Origin of the sequence: Thalassospira australica (assembly GCF_000763295.1) — a bacterium.
Lineage (GTDB): Bacteria > Pseudomonadota > Alphaproteobacteria > Rhodospirillales > Thalassospiraceae > Thalassospira > Thalassospira australica.
Genome location: NZ_JRJE01000003.1, coordinates 100,160 through 115,574, shown reverse-complemented (window position 1 = coordinate 115,574; position 15,415 = coordinate 100,160). Strand labels below are relative to the sequence as shown.

Here is a 15,415-nt window from a genome sequence, read left to right as displayed (position 1 = left end):
TTAATCGGGTTTGTGGTTTGACAGGGCCGGAATCGAACGAAGTTTCTGGCCTAGAAAATCACCAAAGGCACGGACACGCGCAGGTGTCAGGCGCGAGGGAGAGCGCAGGGCATAAACGTTCCATTCCGGTGTGATGGTATAGTCCGAAAGCAATGGCACCAGCGCGCCGCTTTTGAGATGTTCGGCGACTTCCCAGCGGCACTTTCGCGCAATCCCCAGCCCGGTCAGGGCCGCTTCGGTGACGGCTTCGGCAGAGTTGCTGGCGAAGTTGCCGGAAATCTTGATTTCATAGTCATCCGCATCCGGGCCGGTCATTTTCCACGTGCGCATATCTTCGCGGGCCAGACAGTTGTGATCCTGAAGGTCTTCGGGGAACTCTGGCTGTCCGTGTCGTGCGATATAGTCTGGTGCGGCCACAATCATGCGCGGGCTTTCGGCAAGTTTACGCGCCTTGAGCGTCGAGCTTTGCAACGCGCCCAGCCGGATTGCGAGATCAATACCCTGTTCGACAATGTCGATGACGGAATCGGTCAGATGCAACTGAATGGAGACATTCGGATGCAGGTCGATAAATTCGGCAATATAGGGGGCGACATGAATGCGCCCAAAGGATGCCGGTGCGGCAATGCGCAATTCACCGCGAATGGATTGCGGTTCGTATTGAATATCAGCCAGCGCGTCTTCGACATCGGCGATGATTTTTCGCGCATGATCGAGGAAGGCCTCGCCATCTGCCGATAAGGACACAGCACGGGTTGTGCGGTGGATCAGTTGCGTTCCGACCGCTGCTTCGAGTGCCTGAATGCGTTGGGTCGTCGCCGTGGGCGACAGGCCGAATTCCGCCCCGGCCTTGCCGATCGCGCCCAGGGTTGCAACCCGAATAAACAGTTCGATGGATTTCAGATCAAGATTCATTATTTGGGTATATCACATAGTATTTTTGATTTGCATCCGATTATTTTATAAAAATGGATTGTGTATAGCTTGTCCTTAACAGGCGTAGGAGCCTGAGTGATGACAAGCAAAGGGTTTCCCCATGAGTATACGTGCATTAATTTTCGGCGCCATGATGACTGGCGCGTCCGCAATTGTTCCGGTTCACGCAGAACCGGCCAGTGACGTTGTTTTACGATCTGATGTTGTGTTTGAGCCGCTTAACCCCGCGCGCGGTGACGCGAGCCCCCAAGCCGGGGTTCTGTGGGGCGACATGCGCAAGGATGTTCCGACCGGTGCGATTATCAAATTCGCCGATGGTTTTTCATCGCCGCCGCATATCCACAACATTACCTATCGTGCCGTCGTGATCGAAGGGGCTGTGCATAATGATGACCCCACTGCCGAAAGCATGTGGATGGGGCCGGGGTCATTCTGGACCCAGCCGGCGGGCGAGGCGCATATTACCGCGGCCCGTGATGGCGGCAGTGCGACGGCATTTCTTGAAATTCTTGAAGGGCCGTATCTTGTCCAGCCGACCGAAGAGCAGTTCGATAATGGCGAACATCCGGTCAATCTTGATGCGGGCAACATCGTCTGGCTGGCAGCATCAGACGTGACCTGGATCGATCATCCCGATACCGATGATGCATCAGGTGCCCAGATGGCATTTCTTTGGGGGCAGCCCAAAACGGGCGAGATGAACGGAACGTTCCTTAAGCTGCCCGCCGGATTTGACGGCGAATTGATCAGCAACGATTCCCAATTGCGTGCGGTGCTTGTTTCCGGGGCTGCGACCTATGAACTTGCTGATACGGGCGATGCCAAAGCGCTGACACCGGGTAGCTATTTCGGATCACAGGAAAAAGTCCGCCATCACCTTAAGGCCGATGCCAATCAGGACAGCGTTTTCTATGTGCGCACCGAAGGAAAATACGAACTGCGCGCCAATTAAAAACGCGGTTGATCCGTGATCGTATCAAGCATGCCGCACCGTGAAAGGTGCGGCATGTTTTTTGTGCCAAGGCGTGCGTTCGGGCAGGCTGGGCTTACTTGCCGACACCGACCTTGATGGCAAGTTTGCGCAGCGGGCCGATGCGGTTGATTGCGGTCAGGCCTGCGTAGCGCAGATCACGCAGCGGCTTGGGTTCGAACATGGAGGCGCGGTTCAGCAGATCAATGCCGCCAACGCGGGCCAGCGTTTTGGGAAGCTGACGGCGTTCCCAGGATTTCAGAAGCGCGGTTGCGCCGATATCCTCATTATGCAGTTTGGCCTTGGCCATCATTTCGGCCAGGGTTTCGATGTCATGCAGGCTCATGTTAAGCCCTTGCGCGCCAATCGGCGGGACGACATGGGCGGCTTCGGCAATCAGGGCAAGGCGCGCAGCAATCAGGCGATTTGGCACCTGTGACACCATCGGCCAGACCGCACGTTGGCTGGCGACTGTTAGCGGGCCAAACAGGTTCATGGTGTCATGGGTGATTTGTGATGACAGGGCATCGTCGCTCATGGCGTTGAGTTCATCGGCGTGGGCGGCGGGCGACATCCAGACGACCGACGAGCAGGGCTTGCCATCAAGATCGGGCATGGGAACCAGTGTCAGCGGGCCGCCAGTGCGATGAATCTCGGTCGAGATATTGTCGTGCGGTTTGTCGTGTGTAACGACAAAGACCAGCGCAGCTTGATCATAGGCCCAGCGTTTATGCTTGATGCCCGCCATATCGCGCAGGGACGAGTTGCGGCCATCTGCGGCGATGACGAGTTTGGCGCGGATGACAGCATCATCTGACAGGGTAACGTCGGCAAAACGCGCGGTATTTTTGAAACCGGTCACGGTGGTCGAAAAGCGGAAATCGACATTATCAAGGTCAGCCAGACGCGCCATCAGGGCAACGCGGGCGGCCTTGTTTGACACGTTCCAGCCAAAGAAACCGTTTTTGGTTTCGATGCCATCAAAGTCAGCAGTTTCACGCGGTTCGCGAAATTCACCGCCCGCATCGACGATGCGCATGACGCGCAGTTCAGCCCCCGTGGGTTTGATCGCATCCCAGACACCGGCTTTTTTAAGCGTCTCGATGCCCGGTTCGAGAAAGGCGGTGGTGCGTAAATCCGTGCCTTCGCCGATGTCAGCGGGGGCAGGGTCGACAATCACGATCTGATGGCCGTCCGCGGCCAAGCGTGCGGCGGCACTCATTCCGGCGATCCCGCCGCCTGCAATCAGAATATCGGTTTCGATCATGACTGTTGTTCCTGTCTTCTGGCCAGCATTGTGTTGCGACACTGTGGGGGCAATGTGCCCTGTCAAAATACTATACGCAACGGTTTTGCCATCCGTTTTGATCCAGATTACGTGTGGTTGATTTTATCCGCGAACGATTGCCCGACCGTAAGGATTGCCCCGGCAGGGAATTTCAGCCATTTTGAGCGGGCCTTGTACCAAGCTTTCTGATGATTGGTATCGCGCCACCACCCCCAAACAAGGACGTTTAGCCATGCTCGCCTGGGTATATCTGTTTATTGCGATCAGTCTTGAAGTGATCGGGACGATATCGTTGAAGTTTTCCGACGGATTTACAGACTGGCGTTTTACGGTGCTTAGTCTTGGTGTCTATGGACTGAGTTTCTGGGTGTTGGCAATCACACTTCGGATTATTCCGGTTGGCACGGCCTATGCGGTGTGGGCCGGGCTTGGCACGGCATCGGTTGCCATGATCGGCTGGTTGTTCCTGAAGGAGCCGATGACAGCGCTTAAGGCGGTTTTCCTGCTGATGATCATTGGCGGGGTGATCGGGCTCAAGACCATCAGCACGGAAAGTTAATGTCGTTAACTTTGGCCGGTTAAGGCTGCAGCAGAGGCCTTGATGTCTTGGTCGATATCAAGGTGTTTGGGTTTCCAGCCCAGCTCACGCATCGCCTTGGCACTGCTGACATGTTGATGATGGGCAAGTCCCGCTGCCCAATTGCCCAGACGGTCCATCGCAGTTTGTTTGCTGATGGTTTCAAATCGGCATTCCGCAATCGCGAAATGTTTGGCGATCAGTTCGGCAACCGTTTTGTTGGACACACCGTTAATGGCAACACCGATATAGCTTGAGCCGGCTTTGGCATTGATCAGGGCACGGTAATAAAGATCGGCGAGATCATCGGTGTGAACCATCGGCTGATTGATATCATCGCCGCCGACAATCGTGATCCGTTTATCGCTTTGGCCGGATGTGATGGCGCGGTGAAACAGGCCGATATGACCATGCCGTCCGGTGGCATAAACGCATCCCGGGTGAATGATGATGCCGTGTAATTTTTCATCGCCAAGAATGCGGTTGATCCCGGCAATCATCCAGTCAAAATCGGGCAGGGACGCAAAAGGAACTGTTTCATCGGCGATTTGCCCAGGTTTGGTTTCCGGGTAGCTCCAGACGCCGCCGGTGTAAACGAAGCGCACAGTACCGGGCATGCGATGCAGGGTGGGGATAAGATGATCAAGCAGATTGGCATCAATGCGGGGCATCTGATCGGAAAAATCACAGGCCGCATGAATGACGGCATCAATATCGGGCAGGGCAGTGATCCAGTTTTGCGGGGTGGTGATGTCGCCCATAAGCGGGGAGGCCCCGGCGACACGCAGTTTACTTGCCGATGCGCTTGATCGCGCCAAGGCGATGACGTGATGGTCCTTCTTGATCAGTTTGTCGATGATCGCTGATCCGATCAGCCCGGTGCCGCCTGTGATGAAAACGCGCATGAATTATTCCTTCTGTTAAGGGGATGCGCGTGGTTATCGGACCTGAACCACAGTTGAGGTCAAGGCCGTTTTCACACGGAAGTGACGCATGAAAAAGCCGGGCACATATGGCCCGGCTGTTTTGAAATTTATGATCGCATGGATCAGTTGGCGATTTCAAAAATCCCGTCGATTTCAACCGCAACACCAAGTGGCAGGGATGCCACCCCGACAGCCGAACGCGCATGTTTGCCTGCATCGCTAAAGATTTCGACCATGGTGTCAGACGCGCCATTGACGACTTTCGGCTGATCAACGAAGGACGGAGCCGAATTGACAAAGGCGTTCAGTTTGACAACGCGGGTGACCTTGTCGAGATCGCCAATAGCTGCTTTGAGTTGTGCGACAAGGTTAAGCGCGCACAGACGGGCGGCCTTTTGTCCGGTTTCAACGTCATAGTCTGCGCCAAGCTTGCCGACGAATTTCAATTCGCCATTTTCCATGGTGATCTGCCCGGAGATATGGACAAGGTTGCCCGCAATAACATAGGGCACATAGTTGGCAACCGGTGCGGTGGCCTGCGGCAGGGTAATACCAAGATCGGCAAGATGAGCGTCGATTTTTCCAGCCATGATGATCCATCCTTTTTTGGTGGCAGATGTTCAAACTTGCGGTCAATTTATCGGGGTTGATCGGCAAACAAAACAGTTTCTTTGTACCCATGCAATCATGCCGGGAGTGCATTGGATGTGCCGGGGTGTTTTGATCACAAGCCGACAAACCGGCGGGCATGACAGGTGCATGAGACCTATTTGCCAACAGTTGAAAAAAATCGAATTGCCATTAACGATCAGGATCGTAACAATGCAGCTTCTGCAGCACAGCCAAAACGCGTGCTGCTTTGTTTTTTGCGAGTTTAGGATCAGGACCTATTAATTTGATTTGAATGGCAGACGTTATATTTGTGAAACCCAAGGAAAAGCTCGCCGGGCGGGCTGGTATCCCGACCAAGGGGTTTGACGCCGGAGGTTGCAAATATAACGTCTGTCATTCGGATTCACCGGATTTGCACGGGCTACTTTGTCGTAAAGCCTTGAAAGATGCATATCTTCCGGCGGCTTTGCTTCGCGTATCCGCACAAATCCGGTGAACCATTCAAACCAAATTAATAGGTCCTGATCCTAACGGTGTGAGCCGGGAAAAGGTTGGGACAGATGGGGTTGCGGGATCGGTTTAACAATTTGCACGGTGGGGTGATCGCCCTGTTGGGGGTTTTGATCCTGTCGCCCGATGCGCTGTTGCTGCGGTTTATTGAGGCCGATGACTTTTCCACGGCTTTCTGGCGGTTGGGCTTTTTGTCCATGGCGCTTTTGATGGTCGCGCTTTGGAACGGGGCCAAGCGCGGAGACAGTGTTTTGCAATCGATCCTGCCCAGCCGGTTTGAGATGCTGACGGGGTTGTTTTACGGCGGGACCTGTACACTGTTCATGTTCTCAATCCGCAATACGGATGCGGCCAACACCTTGATCATCATCGCAGCAACCCCGCTTTTGGCCGGGTTGATCGGGGTGTTTATTTTCAAACGTGCCCAGCCAATGCGAACGTGGATTGCCTCGATTGTGGTGTTTGCAGCCTTGCTCAGCCTGATCAGTGCCGGGTTTGGTGGCAAGAATGCGCTTGGCGATGTATTGGCGCTTGGCGCTGCGATCTGCATGGCGTGTTATTTTAACGTGCTGGGTGCCAGGCCCGAGATTGATGCAATCAAAGGCATGCTGGTTGGGGCGTTTGTCGTGACCCTTTTGCTGCTGCCCGGTGCCGAGCCGTTAGCAGTGCAGGGCATGGATTGGGTGTGGCTTCTAATATTGGGATTCTGGGTGTTGCCGGTTTCCTTCCTGATGATTTCGCATGCATCGCGCAAAATTCCTGCTGCTGAAGTCAGCCTGATCATGCTGAACGAAGCGATCTTCGGATCATTTCTGGTGTGGTTGTTCATCGACGAAGTACCCAGCCAGACAACCTTTGTCAGTGGGGCTGTGGTGATTGTAACCCTTGTCGCGCACAGCATGCTTGGTCTGCGGGCCAGGAAACACGCACGCGCGCAGGCTTGACGTCAGGGGACTGTCGCGATAAATGAGTTCACTCAATGAGTGTGCTCATGTCCAAAGAGGCGACAGATGAATACGCGGACCCGCCAACGTGAAGAAACCCGCCAAAAGATACTGGAAGCGGCGCGCAATTGCTTTGATTGCGGGGATTTTGCCCGCGTTTCAACCCGCGAGGTCGCACGACAGGCCGGTGTTGCCGAAGGCACGGTTTTCAATCATTTCCCGACCAAGGAAGATCTGGTGATGTCATGCATCTGCAGCCAGATGGCCGAGGCGATTGAGATGGGGCTTTATACCATGGACCCGGAATGGTGTTTTGTGGACAAGCTGATGCATGTTGCATCTTATCGCTTTGCCCAGATTGGCCTGCATCCGGGGTTGTGGCGGGTGATCATGCAGCAGATTGTCTTTACCCCGCGCAAGGGGGTGGTGAATGAGGTCCTGGAAACCAGTGGCCTGCTTCGGGCGGTAAAGAACCTGATCGAAGAAGCGCAATTAAGCGGGGAACTCAACCCCGACCTGTCGCCGGAAATGATCCGCAAGAGTTTGATGGCGCTGTTTATATTTACCATCCACGAACATCTCAGCACCCAGAATTATGACAGCGAAGACATGTGCGCGACGTTGCGTGAATTGGTTATGGTGCAAACGGTCGGCCTTTGGGCGGCCAAACCGGAACTGGCCGCCTAAAGGCAACAGCCTTATTGCCCGATCAGATGCAGGGTGACCTGACGCCGGTGCGGTGCGTGGCGATGTTCAAACAGATAGATCCCCTGCCATGTGCCAAGCACAGCCTGGCCATCAGCGACCGGGATGGTCAGGGACACATCGGTCAGCGCGGACTTGATGTGGGCGGGCATATCATCCGGGCCTTCGCAGGTGTGGCGATAGAGGCTTGGGTTTTCCTGAACCAACTGAGCAAAAAATGTTTCCAGATCACGCCGGACATCTGGATCGGCATTTTCCTGAATGGTCAGGCTGGCCGATGTGTGCCGGACAAAGACGGTAAGTTGGCCGCAGGCAAGGCCTGTTTGCGCCACCCACGATTGAACCGGATCGGTGATTTCCGTCAGGCCCTGTCCATTGGTTTGAAATTCAAGCGTGGTCTGATCTTGTGACAGCATGGCGATGATGTCCTGTCTTGGTGTCAAGGTACTGAGCGTTTGCGCAGCACTTTTTAATGAGCAGCTATATTCCGGTTCATCAACCACGACAGAGGTTTGTAACTGGTGCCGGTTCACGGAATTGACATAGCAGTCGACCGAGGTGGGCCGAAGCCCAAGTTCAAATGCAATCAGCACGGTATGTGCGGTTATGTCTATCGGACCCTCGGTCGAAAACTTTATCGTCAATCTTTCCTGAGCCGCAAGGTCAAGAAACATGTTTGTGATCAGGCCCCCAACACAGGCTGATCTTGACAGCCATAATCCTGTCGGGTTTGCCACAATATTGCCACTTGACGCTATCTGAAACTGCCGATAATTGTTTTGCGTCGCAGTAGTGCAGATAGGATACCTAACGTTGCGGTTCATTTCCTGCTTAGTTTCAATCGTCGTTGTTCTGACAGTCATGCTGTCGGGGATCGGTGGTGTGCAGGCGAATGTTGGGAATTCTCATGATATGCATCATGGTGTTTCTGCAACTACTTCAGAAGGTATGCCTCACAATCAAAAAGATTCGCACAGTGATCTTTGCGGTATGGCTGTTTGCGGCCCGTTTGTTCAGGAAGCCGACGGTTCCTGGCAGACTGTGCCGACGTTGTTTTCAGTGCAATACTGGGGTGTCGATCGCATTGTGACATCCGTTACCCTGGATGTAAGCGGCAAGCCACCGCGCGCCTGAGATAATTCAGACCTTTTACGTATTTCCCTTTGCCAGTTTACTTGCGTCCACGTGGAAAAATGTGGGCAAGGACGCCAATGTGCGGCTGGAAAGGGGCGTTCAACTGATTATCTATCAGGAGCATTTATATGCCCATTTTCAAGACTTCTTTCATGCGTCGTTTTGCTGTTTCAACGATGGTCCTTGGAGCACTGGCTGGTTATCAGACATCTGCGTTCGCAGGTGCTGGGCACAGCGGTGGTCATGGCGGGGACGGTGCATCCGAGATCGGCGCACCCGGTGAAATCTCCGATGTGCGACGTACCATTCGGATTGCGATGGAAGACAATTTCTACGACAAGGAAAAAATCATCGTCCGGGGCGGTGAAACCGTTCGCTTCATTGTTGAAAACAAGGGTGAATTTGTTCACGAATTCAATATCGGAACTGCAGCCATGCATGCCGATCACCAGGACGAAATGATGATGATGATGGAGCATGGCGCGCTTGAGATCGACAAGATCAACATGGACATGATGGAAATGGACATGGGGAATGGAATGTCGATGAAGCATGATGACCCCAACAGTGTTTTGCTGGAGCCGGGAAAAACGGCCGAAGTGATCTGGACGTTCCCCAAAAAGGCAGAGCTGGAGTTCGCCTGTAACGTACCGGGTCACTATGAAAGCGGCATGGTGGGCAACGTCCGCTTGCAGTAACTCGCCGCCCTGTGTTTTGCGCCAGAGGTTGCTGTTCTTGATGCCTCTGGCGCTTCTGACTTTCTGGAAATGAAAAATGAAAATCAAATTCGCTGGACGCGCCATTTTGGGTGCGCTGGCCGCGATTGGTGTGTCTTTCACAGCAAATGCGGCGACATATGATTTGTCGGTAGATTATGTCACCATCGATACCGGCGGCATGCAAACCAAAGGCATCGGATATAATGGTGCCTCGCCGGGGCCGACCTTGCGCCTCAAGGAAGGAGAAGACGCTGTCATCAAGGTAACCAACAATCTTGATGAGGCGACGTCAATTCACTGGCATGGTTTGATCCTTCCATATCAGATGGACGGGGTGCCTGGGATCAGTTTCCCCGGAATTGAGCCGGGGGAGACTTTTACCTATCGTATTCCGGTCAAACAAAGTGGGACATACTGGTTCCACAGTCATTCCGGTTTTCAGGAGCCGGACGGGGCGTATGGTTCGATTATTATTGAGTCAGAAAAACGCGAGCCATTCAAATTTGACCGCGAATATGTCGTGGTGTTGAAAGACAAACACCCGCATTCGGGCGCACGTATCATGCGGAACTTGAAAATGATGCCCGATTATTACAACCGGAATCAACGCACCTTTGGTGACTTCATCAGTGATGTGTCTAAAAACGGTTTGGGCACGACACTGTCTGAACGTGGAGACTGGGGCAGTATGCGCATGATGCGAACGGATATCGAAGATGTTCAGGGTTTTGTCGGTCTGATCAATGGCAAGTCACCTGAACAGAATTGGACAGGATTGTTCAAGCCGGGAGAGCGTGTACGCCTGCGGTTCATCAACGCATCGGCAATGACGTATTTCGATGTACGGATTCCGGGGCTAGACATGACGGTTGTGCAAGCGGACGGCAACAATGTGCAACCTGTGAAGGTTGATGAGTTCCGTATTTCGGTTGCAGAAACATATGACGTGATTGTTCAGCCAAAAGACGACAAAGCGTATGGCATCATGGCGGAATCCACGGGGCGATCGGGATATGCTTTTGCCACACTAGCCCCCAAAGAGGGGATGCGTGCCGATATACCGGAACGTCGAATGGAGTCTCCTTTACTGACGATGGCCGATATGGGGATGAGCCATGGCAACATGGACGGCATGGACCATGGGGCCATGAGTGATACCGATCCGGGCATTATGGCTGGTATGGATCACAGCAATATGGCCGGAATGGATCATTCCAAGATGGGAACAACCAAAACCGACCCGTTCTATGCCGCAGGCAGCGGTTTGGCACCCGAGGCGGCAAATGGGGGCAAGTTTCTGTCATATGCGGATTTGAAAGCACAGAAGCCGCTTTATCCCGAACGTCCGGCAACACGTGAAATTGAATTGCGGCTGACCGGCAACATGGAACGTTACACATGGTCGATCAACGGTGTGAAATATGAAGATGCCGAGCCTATCCGCCTTAAATATGGTGAGCGTGTCCGGTTCAAATTCGTCAATGAAACGATGATGTCCCATCCCATGCATCTGCATGGCATGTGGTCAATCCTTGATACTGGACAGGGCAAATGGAACCCGGTCAAGCATACGATCAATATCAATCCCGGCACGACCGTCTATTCCGAAACCGAAGTCGATGAACCGGGGCAATGGGCATTTCATTGCCATCTGAGCTATCACATGGCGGCGGGCATGTTCCGCAAGGTCATTGTTGAAGGTGGCCCTGCAGTTGCTGCACTTGAGAACGGGAACCTGTAAGTCATGAAAATCATTAAACTGATTGCGCTGAGTGGTGGTGTTCTTGCCACTGTGCTGTCGTTCTCCTTGTCGGCCAAGGCAGATAATCACGTCTTTTACGGACTTCAGATGGAGCAGTTTGAGTATCGCGCCGGAGACGAAAGCGAGAAGCTGTTTGTCTGGGATGGTGATGCGTTTGTTGGCACTGATGAACTGAAGTTAAGGTGGCAGGGAGAAGGCGAACGTGACCTTGATGCTGATATCAATGAAAGCCTAGAAAACCGTTTGGTTCTTCAGACACCGATCAGCGATTTCTTCGATGCCAAAGCCGGGGTGCGTCTGGATACCCCCAAAGGAACGGATCGTTGGTATGGCACCGTCGGGGTTATGGGGCTTGCTCCGCAATGGTTTGAGGTCGATGCCGATCTGTTTGTCAGTGAGGCCGGGGATGGCAGTGCGCGACTTGATGTCGAGTATGAAGGGTTGATTACCAATCGCCTGATCGTGACACCATCTGTCGAGCTCAATGCGGCCTTTTCCGAAGATCGCGAGGTCGCAGTTGGTGCGGGTCTTTCAAGTGTCGAGCTTGGCCTGCGTCTGAGTTATGACCTGATTGATCGCAGTGTGGCACCTTATATCGGTGTTGCTTATGAGAGGAAGCTTGGTGATACCGCCGATTTTGCCAAGGATGAAGGCGAGGATTACGTGGCAAGCTTTGTGGTCGTCGGTGTCCGCCTGCTGTTCTGATCCTATGGCCGGGGAGAGGACTTCTCCCCGGCTGTTTTGTTGCTGTGACAATCGGAAACCTCTCCTGTGGTCTTTGAATTTGCCCATGATGTCGGACATCAGTTAACCCATTATATTTCCAGTGACACACACTGGTGGATCCATTTTGTGTTCCACTTGGTGGTGTTTGGGGTGCCGGTGGCTTTGATCATCCTGATCACGGCGGCAGGATTCCATTTTGTCCGGCAGCGAAAGAATAAATCGAAAACGCAAGAAAAAGGTGCCGGCAACTTAGGGGAGGTGGTGCGGCAAAATCACCTTTTGCGATATATATGTCGGATGACCTGGCAACAGCAATTACGGCTGGCCGTCTTGGCGGTCTTGTCTTTGCCGGCATTGTATATGAGCCTTGAGCTACCCAAGCTCATCATTAACAATGCAATTGAATCAGGTCACTTTCCGGCTGTTTACATGGGCGTTGAGCTGTCCCAGACGCAGGCTTTGTTGGGGTTGTGTCTGTTGTTTCTGCTGGTGATCGGCATCCACGGATGGTTGAAATATCAGGTCAACCTGAATTCCGGGAAACTTGCAGAACATATTTCACATCGTTTGCGGCTGGATATATCGCGGCATAGTTTTCGGCATGAAGGCAAAGGTCGTGGACATCTGATCCCGGTGATTGTGCAGGAAGTTGAACCGATTGCTGGCTACGGGGCGGAAGCACTTGTTTTACCGCTGCTACAAGGTGGGACATTTCTGACAATTCTTGCTTTTATGCTTGTACAAGACCCGGTTCTTGGCGTGGCGGCCATGGCGTTGTTGCCTATCCAGATTTTCATTGTACCAAAGTTCCAGCGCAAGATTAATGTCTTGTCACGGGCCCGTTTGCAGACCGTTCGTGACCTAGGGGAACGAATAGAGGGGCTGGGGCGGGGCAACAGATCAGAGTTGCGTGGCATCTACAAAGCGTACCGCAATATGCATAGTCTCAGACTGATGATCCACAAGAAGAAGTTCATGATGAAATCTTTGAATAATTTCATTTCACAACTGACACCGTTCTTTTTTTATACGATCGGCGGGTATTTGGTGATCACGGATGAATTGACACTGGGAGCGCTGATTGCTGTGTTGACGGCTTACAAGGATATGGGAGCACCGTTAAAGGAATTGTTCCGGTATTATCAGGCCCAGGCAGATGCGCATGTGCGGTATGGCGAAATAGCGCCATATGCGTTGGCGCAGCAACCTTTTACGGGAACCGAGGTGTCGGTGAGACCGGCTGGGGTGCCGTGATTTTGCCCCTTATCTCATGTTTGACTGGTAGTTTCGGTTTCATCCTGATCGTAAAAGCGCAGTGCCGTCATGGCAAGGTTGCCAAATTCATAGCTGTCATGGAGGACATCGGGCGTGAAATCATCAGACGCCGCACCCAATGCCACGTAAAACGGCATCAGATGGTCGTCTTCGGGGTGGGCCAGAACCGCGTGCGGCGCCAGGGTGCGATAGGCAAGCAGGGCGTCGATATCGCGGGTTTTGACCTTGTCGATCATCCAGTTGGTAAATTCCCTTGCCCACGGATCAATCGGCCCTTCGTTGCGATCAAGTGTGCGCAAATTATGGGTCATGGCACCGCTGGCAACCACGAGTACGCCAAGATCGCGCAAACCACGCAGTTTCCGGCCCAGTTCATAATGATCTTTGGGACTGCCGTTCACCAGCATGGAAAGCTGAAACACCGGAATGTCGGCAGCGGGGCGGGCAAGGATCAGGGGCATCCATGCGCCGTGATCCAGACCGCGTGAATTGTCTGTGGCAATATCGATCTGGCCCGCGATCTGAGCCGCCAGTTCCGGGTCACCAGCCACATCATATTTCAGGTCATAAAGCGGTTGCGGAAAACCGTAAAAGTCATGGATGGTTTCCTGCGTTGCCGCTGTTGAAATGGTCGGTTCTGCTGTTTGCCAATGGGCCGAAACCATTAGAATGGCACGCACATTGTCGGTCAGCGGGCCGAGTTCGCGTGAAAAGAAATCAAATGCCGGGGTGCTTTGACGTGCCACCAGCATGGGCGACCCGTGCGATATAAAGATCGGGGTCAAGGCGGGCGCAAGATATTTGGTCGATGCATCGGTCATGGGGCACCTTGATCAATTATATTCTGTACATTGAATATGATCGTATTGGCGAAGGATGACCAGACGCGGTTCGTCAACAGTGTGTTGCCATCGCCACGGCAAACAAATGTTTCAATCAAGGCAGAACGGTGCAACCTAATCGGAATAGACTCTAGTTGCGGGTCTCAAGCATCATCAATATTGACCCGGCAAGGATACCCGTTATGCCGGTAATCAAATACCAGATGGTTGCATCAAAATAGTGCCCGATATGCGGCTGAGAAACCATTGCTTCTGATGTGACATAGCCCATTACCAGAAGAACAGAACCAACAACAACAATGATCGAGCCTGTGACATGAACCATGAACATGACGGGTGCTCCTATATCGTGAGTACATTTGATCTGCGATATGTGCCTGTTTTGAGCCGTCTCATGGAAAAGCCATAGATACAAAAACCCCTAGAGGCCAAGGGGGAAGTGCGGGAAAAGGGCGATTTTGACGTTTTGCGGATATCGACAGCGTAAATCGGATATCGAATACTGTGAGAGCACCGAAAACACCCCCGACCCATGACCGGGGGTGTTTCGTGTGAAAGGTGCAATGGGAAGTAGTGCCGCCAAATGGGTTAATTGGGCAGGGCGACCATGACATCCTTGCTTTGGGCAAGCTTGCAATATTCCGAGGACAGCACAGCGGCATAGAGATCAAACACGTCCTGTGCGGCGAAGTGTTTGCCGTTGGCATCGGTCACGTCAATCGCACTGGTGGCGTCCAGCACCAGCCAGTTTTCAAAGCCAAGGCAATGGGCCATGCGGATGGTGATATCCATGGAATTATGGATGACCACACCGGTAAAGATCAGGCGTTTGATACCGCGGTCGTGCAGATGTTTTTCAAGTGTTGTGCCGACAAAGGCGCAGTTTTGCTGCTTGGTGATGACGGTTTCGTCGTCCATCGGCATTGCCTCGTCCTTGAATGGCTGACCCGGCCCGTTGACATAAAAACTTGAGGCCGGGTTGGCTTCTTCGTGACGGACATGGATGACGGGCAGGTTGGCGCTGCGGAATTTTGCCAGCAGCCCGGCAATCACATCGGCATAGCCGGGATTGTTTTTGGAATTCCAGCGCGGATCATCAATGGCTTTTTGTACATCAAGGACGATGAGAGCGGTGTCGTTTGAAATTGTAAGCATCTGCCCGATACTCTGCAAAACAAGGACACCCTCGCAATCATAAACCGCGAGGGTGTCCTCCGGTCTAGATAGAATTAGCGTTCTTTACGAACGCCCTTGAACGGTGTTCCATCTTTTTTACCGTCCATGAATTTGCCAGTTCTACTGTCGCGTTTAGTCCACGTTTCCGTTTTGGGATTGTGAACCTGTGAACGGCCTTTGACAGCGCCATTGCGTCGTCCGTCACCTGACGGAGGGTTAGTTGCCATGGTAGGCTCCTATACAAATGCGCCAAGGTTCCGCTCGACAAACTCCCCCGAATCAGTAATGGTCGTATTTCTCACGTACAAGCATG

At 53.0% G+C, this 15,415-nt stretch carries 18 protein-coding genes; 9 read left to right on the top strand and 9 right to left on the bottom strand.

Annotated elements, in window-relative coordinates:
- On the bottom strand, nt 1-915 hold the full coding sequence (locus JF44_RS0102220) for a LysR family transcriptional regulator (RefSeq protein WP_033067315.1): 915 nt from the start codon (nt 913-915) through the stop codon (nt 1-3).
- A gap of 121 nt (nt 916-1,036) precedes the next feature.
- Here JF44_RS0102220 and JF44_RS0102215 point away from each other — a divergent pair, with 121 nt between their 5' ends.
- Entirely contained in the window at nt 1,037-1,888 is an 852-nt protein-coding gene (locus JF44_RS0102215; RefSeq protein WP_033067314.1) for a DUF4437 domain-containing protein, read from the top strand.
- A gap of 94 nt (nt 1,889-1,982) precedes the next feature.
- Here the strand turns inward: JF44_RS0102215 and JF44_RS0102210 are convergent, their stop codons facing one another.
- Nucleotides 1,983-3,173: an FAD-dependent oxidoreductase gene (locus tag JF44_RS0102210; protein ID WP_033067313.1), complete on the bottom strand. Its 1,191-nt coding sequence runs from the start codon at nt 3,171-3,173 to the stop codon at nt 1,983-1,985.
- Nucleotides 3,174-3,426: 253 nt separating this feature from the next.
- Here JF44_RS0102210 and JF44_RS0102205 point away from each other — a divergent pair, with 253 nt between their 5' ends.
- On the top strand, nt 3,427-3,753 hold the full coding sequence (locus tag JF44_RS0102205) for a DMT family transporter (protein ID WP_033067312.1): 327 nt from the start codon (nt 3,427-3,429) through the stop codon (nt 3,751-3,753).
- Nucleotides 3,754-3,758: 5 nt separating this feature from the next.
- Here the strand turns inward: JF44_RS0102205 and JF44_RS0102200 are convergent, their stop codons facing one another.
- Nucleotides 3,759-4,676, bottom strand: a complete 918-nt coding sequence (locus JF44_RS0102200; protein WP_033067311.1) for an NAD-dependent epimerase/dehydratase family protein — start codon at nt 4,674-4,676, stop codon at nt 3,759-3,761.
- Nucleotides 4,677-4,819: 143 nt separating this feature from the next.
- Nucleotides 4,820-5,287 carry a RidA family protein gene (locus JF44_RS0102195; protein ID WP_033067310.1) on the bottom strand — a complete coding sequence of 156 codons (468 nt, stop codon included), beginning with the start codon at nt 5,285-5,287 and terminating at the stop codon, nt 4,820-4,822.
- Between the two features lie 582 nt (nt 5,288-5,869).
- On the opposite strand from JF44_RS0102195, the gene JF44_RS0102180 reads away from it, so the two are divergent.
- Together JF44_RS0102180 and JF44_RS0102175 are read left to right on the top strand one after the other, a co-directional pair.
- Nucleotides 5,870-6,763: a DMT family transporter gene (locus tag JF44_RS0102180; protein ID WP_033067307.1), complete on the top strand. Its 894-nt coding sequence runs from the start codon at nt 5,870-5,872 to the stop codon at nt 6,761-6,763.
- Between the two features lie 66 nt (nt 6,764-6,829).
- The gene (locus JF44_RS0102175) at nt 6,830-7,450 is read left to right on the top strand and encodes a TetR/AcrR family transcriptional regulator (RefSeq protein ID WP_033067306.1); all 621 of its coding nucleotides are present in this window, start codon (nt 6,830-6,832) and stop codon (nt 7,448-7,450) included.
- A gap of 11 nt (nt 7,451-7,461) precedes the next feature.
- On the opposite strand, the gene JF44_RS20670 is transcribed toward JF44_RS0102175, so the two are convergent.
- Nucleotides 7,462-8,142: a secondary thiamine-phosphate synthase enzyme YjbQ gene (locus JF44_RS20670; protein ID WP_420340861.1), complete on the bottom strand. Its 681-nt coding sequence runs from the start codon at nt 8,140-8,142 to the stop codon at nt 7,462-7,464.
- A 139-nt stretch (nt 8,143-8,281) separates the two neighbouring features.
- Here JF44_RS20670 and JF44_RS0102165 point away from each other — a divergent pair, with 139 nt between their 5' ends.
- The 5 genes from JF44_RS0102165 (at nt 8,282) to JF44_RS0102145 (ending at nt 13,063) form a co-directional block, all read left to right on the top strand.
- Nucleotides 8,282-8,602, top strand: a complete 321-nt coding sequence (locus JF44_RS0102165; RefSeq protein ID WP_156111563.1) for a hypothetical protein — start codon at nt 8,282-8,284, stop codon at nt 8,600-8,602.
- A gap of 128 nt (nt 8,603-8,730) precedes the next feature.
- Nucleotides 8,731-9,300 carry a cupredoxin domain-containing protein gene (locus tag JF44_RS0102160; RefSeq protein ID WP_081944308.1) on the top strand — a complete coding sequence of 190 codons (570 nt, stop codon included), beginning with the start codon at nt 8,731-8,733 and terminating at the stop codon, nt 9,298-9,300.
- A 76-nt stretch (nt 9,301-9,376) separates the two neighbouring features.
- On the top strand, nt 9,377-11,062 hold the full coding sequence (locus JF44_RS0102155) for a copper resistance system multicopper oxidase (RefSeq protein ID WP_081944307.1): 1,686 nt from the start codon (nt 9,377-9,379) through the stop codon (nt 11,060-11,062).
- 3 nt (nt 11,063-11,065) lie between these two features.
- Nucleotides 11,066-11,788: a copper resistance protein B gene (locus JF44_RS0102150; RefSeq protein WP_033067303.1), complete on the top strand. Its 723-nt coding sequence runs from the start codon at nt 11,066-11,068 to the stop codon at nt 11,786-11,788.
- Between the two features lie 66 nt (nt 11,789-11,854).
- Entirely contained in the window at nt 11,855-13,063 is a 1,209-nt protein-coding gene (locus JF44_RS0102145; RefSeq protein ID WP_052065371.1) for an ABC transporter transmembrane domain-containing protein, read from the top strand.
- Between the two features lie 14 nt (nt 13,064-13,077).
- On the opposite strand, the gene JF44_RS0102140 is transcribed toward JF44_RS0102145, so the two are convergent.
- From JF44_RS0102140 to JF44_RS20510, 4 genes are all read right to left on the bottom strand, one after another.
- The gene (locus JF44_RS0102140) at nt 13,078-13,905 is read right to left on the bottom strand and encodes a DODA-type extradiol aromatic ring-opening family dioxygenase (RefSeq protein WP_033067302.1); all 828 of its coding nucleotides are present in this window, start codon (nt 13,903-13,905) and stop codon (nt 13,078-13,080) included.
- Nucleotides 13,906-14,056: 151 nt separating this feature from the next.
- The gene (locus tag JF44_RS0102135) at nt 14,057-14,257 is read right to left on the bottom strand and encodes a DUF3185 family protein (protein WP_033067301.1); all 201 of its coding nucleotides are present in this window, start codon (nt 14,255-14,257) and stop codon (nt 14,057-14,059) included.
- 257 nt (nt 14,258-14,514) lie between these two features.
- Nucleotides 14,515-15,081 carry an isochorismatase family protein gene (locus tag JF44_RS0102130; protein WP_033067300.1) on the bottom strand — a complete coding sequence of 189 codons (567 nt, stop codon included), beginning with the start codon at nt 15,079-15,081 and terminating at the stop codon, nt 14,515-14,517.
- A gap of 74 nt (nt 15,082-15,155) precedes the next feature.
- The gene (locus JF44_RS20510; RefSeq protein WP_202901466.1) at nt 15,156-15,329 is read right to left on the bottom strand and encodes a hypothetical protein; all 174 of its coding nucleotides are present in this window, start codon (nt 15,327-15,329) and stop codon (nt 15,156-15,158) included.
- Between the last annotated feature and the right edge of the window lie 86 nt (nt 15,330-15,415).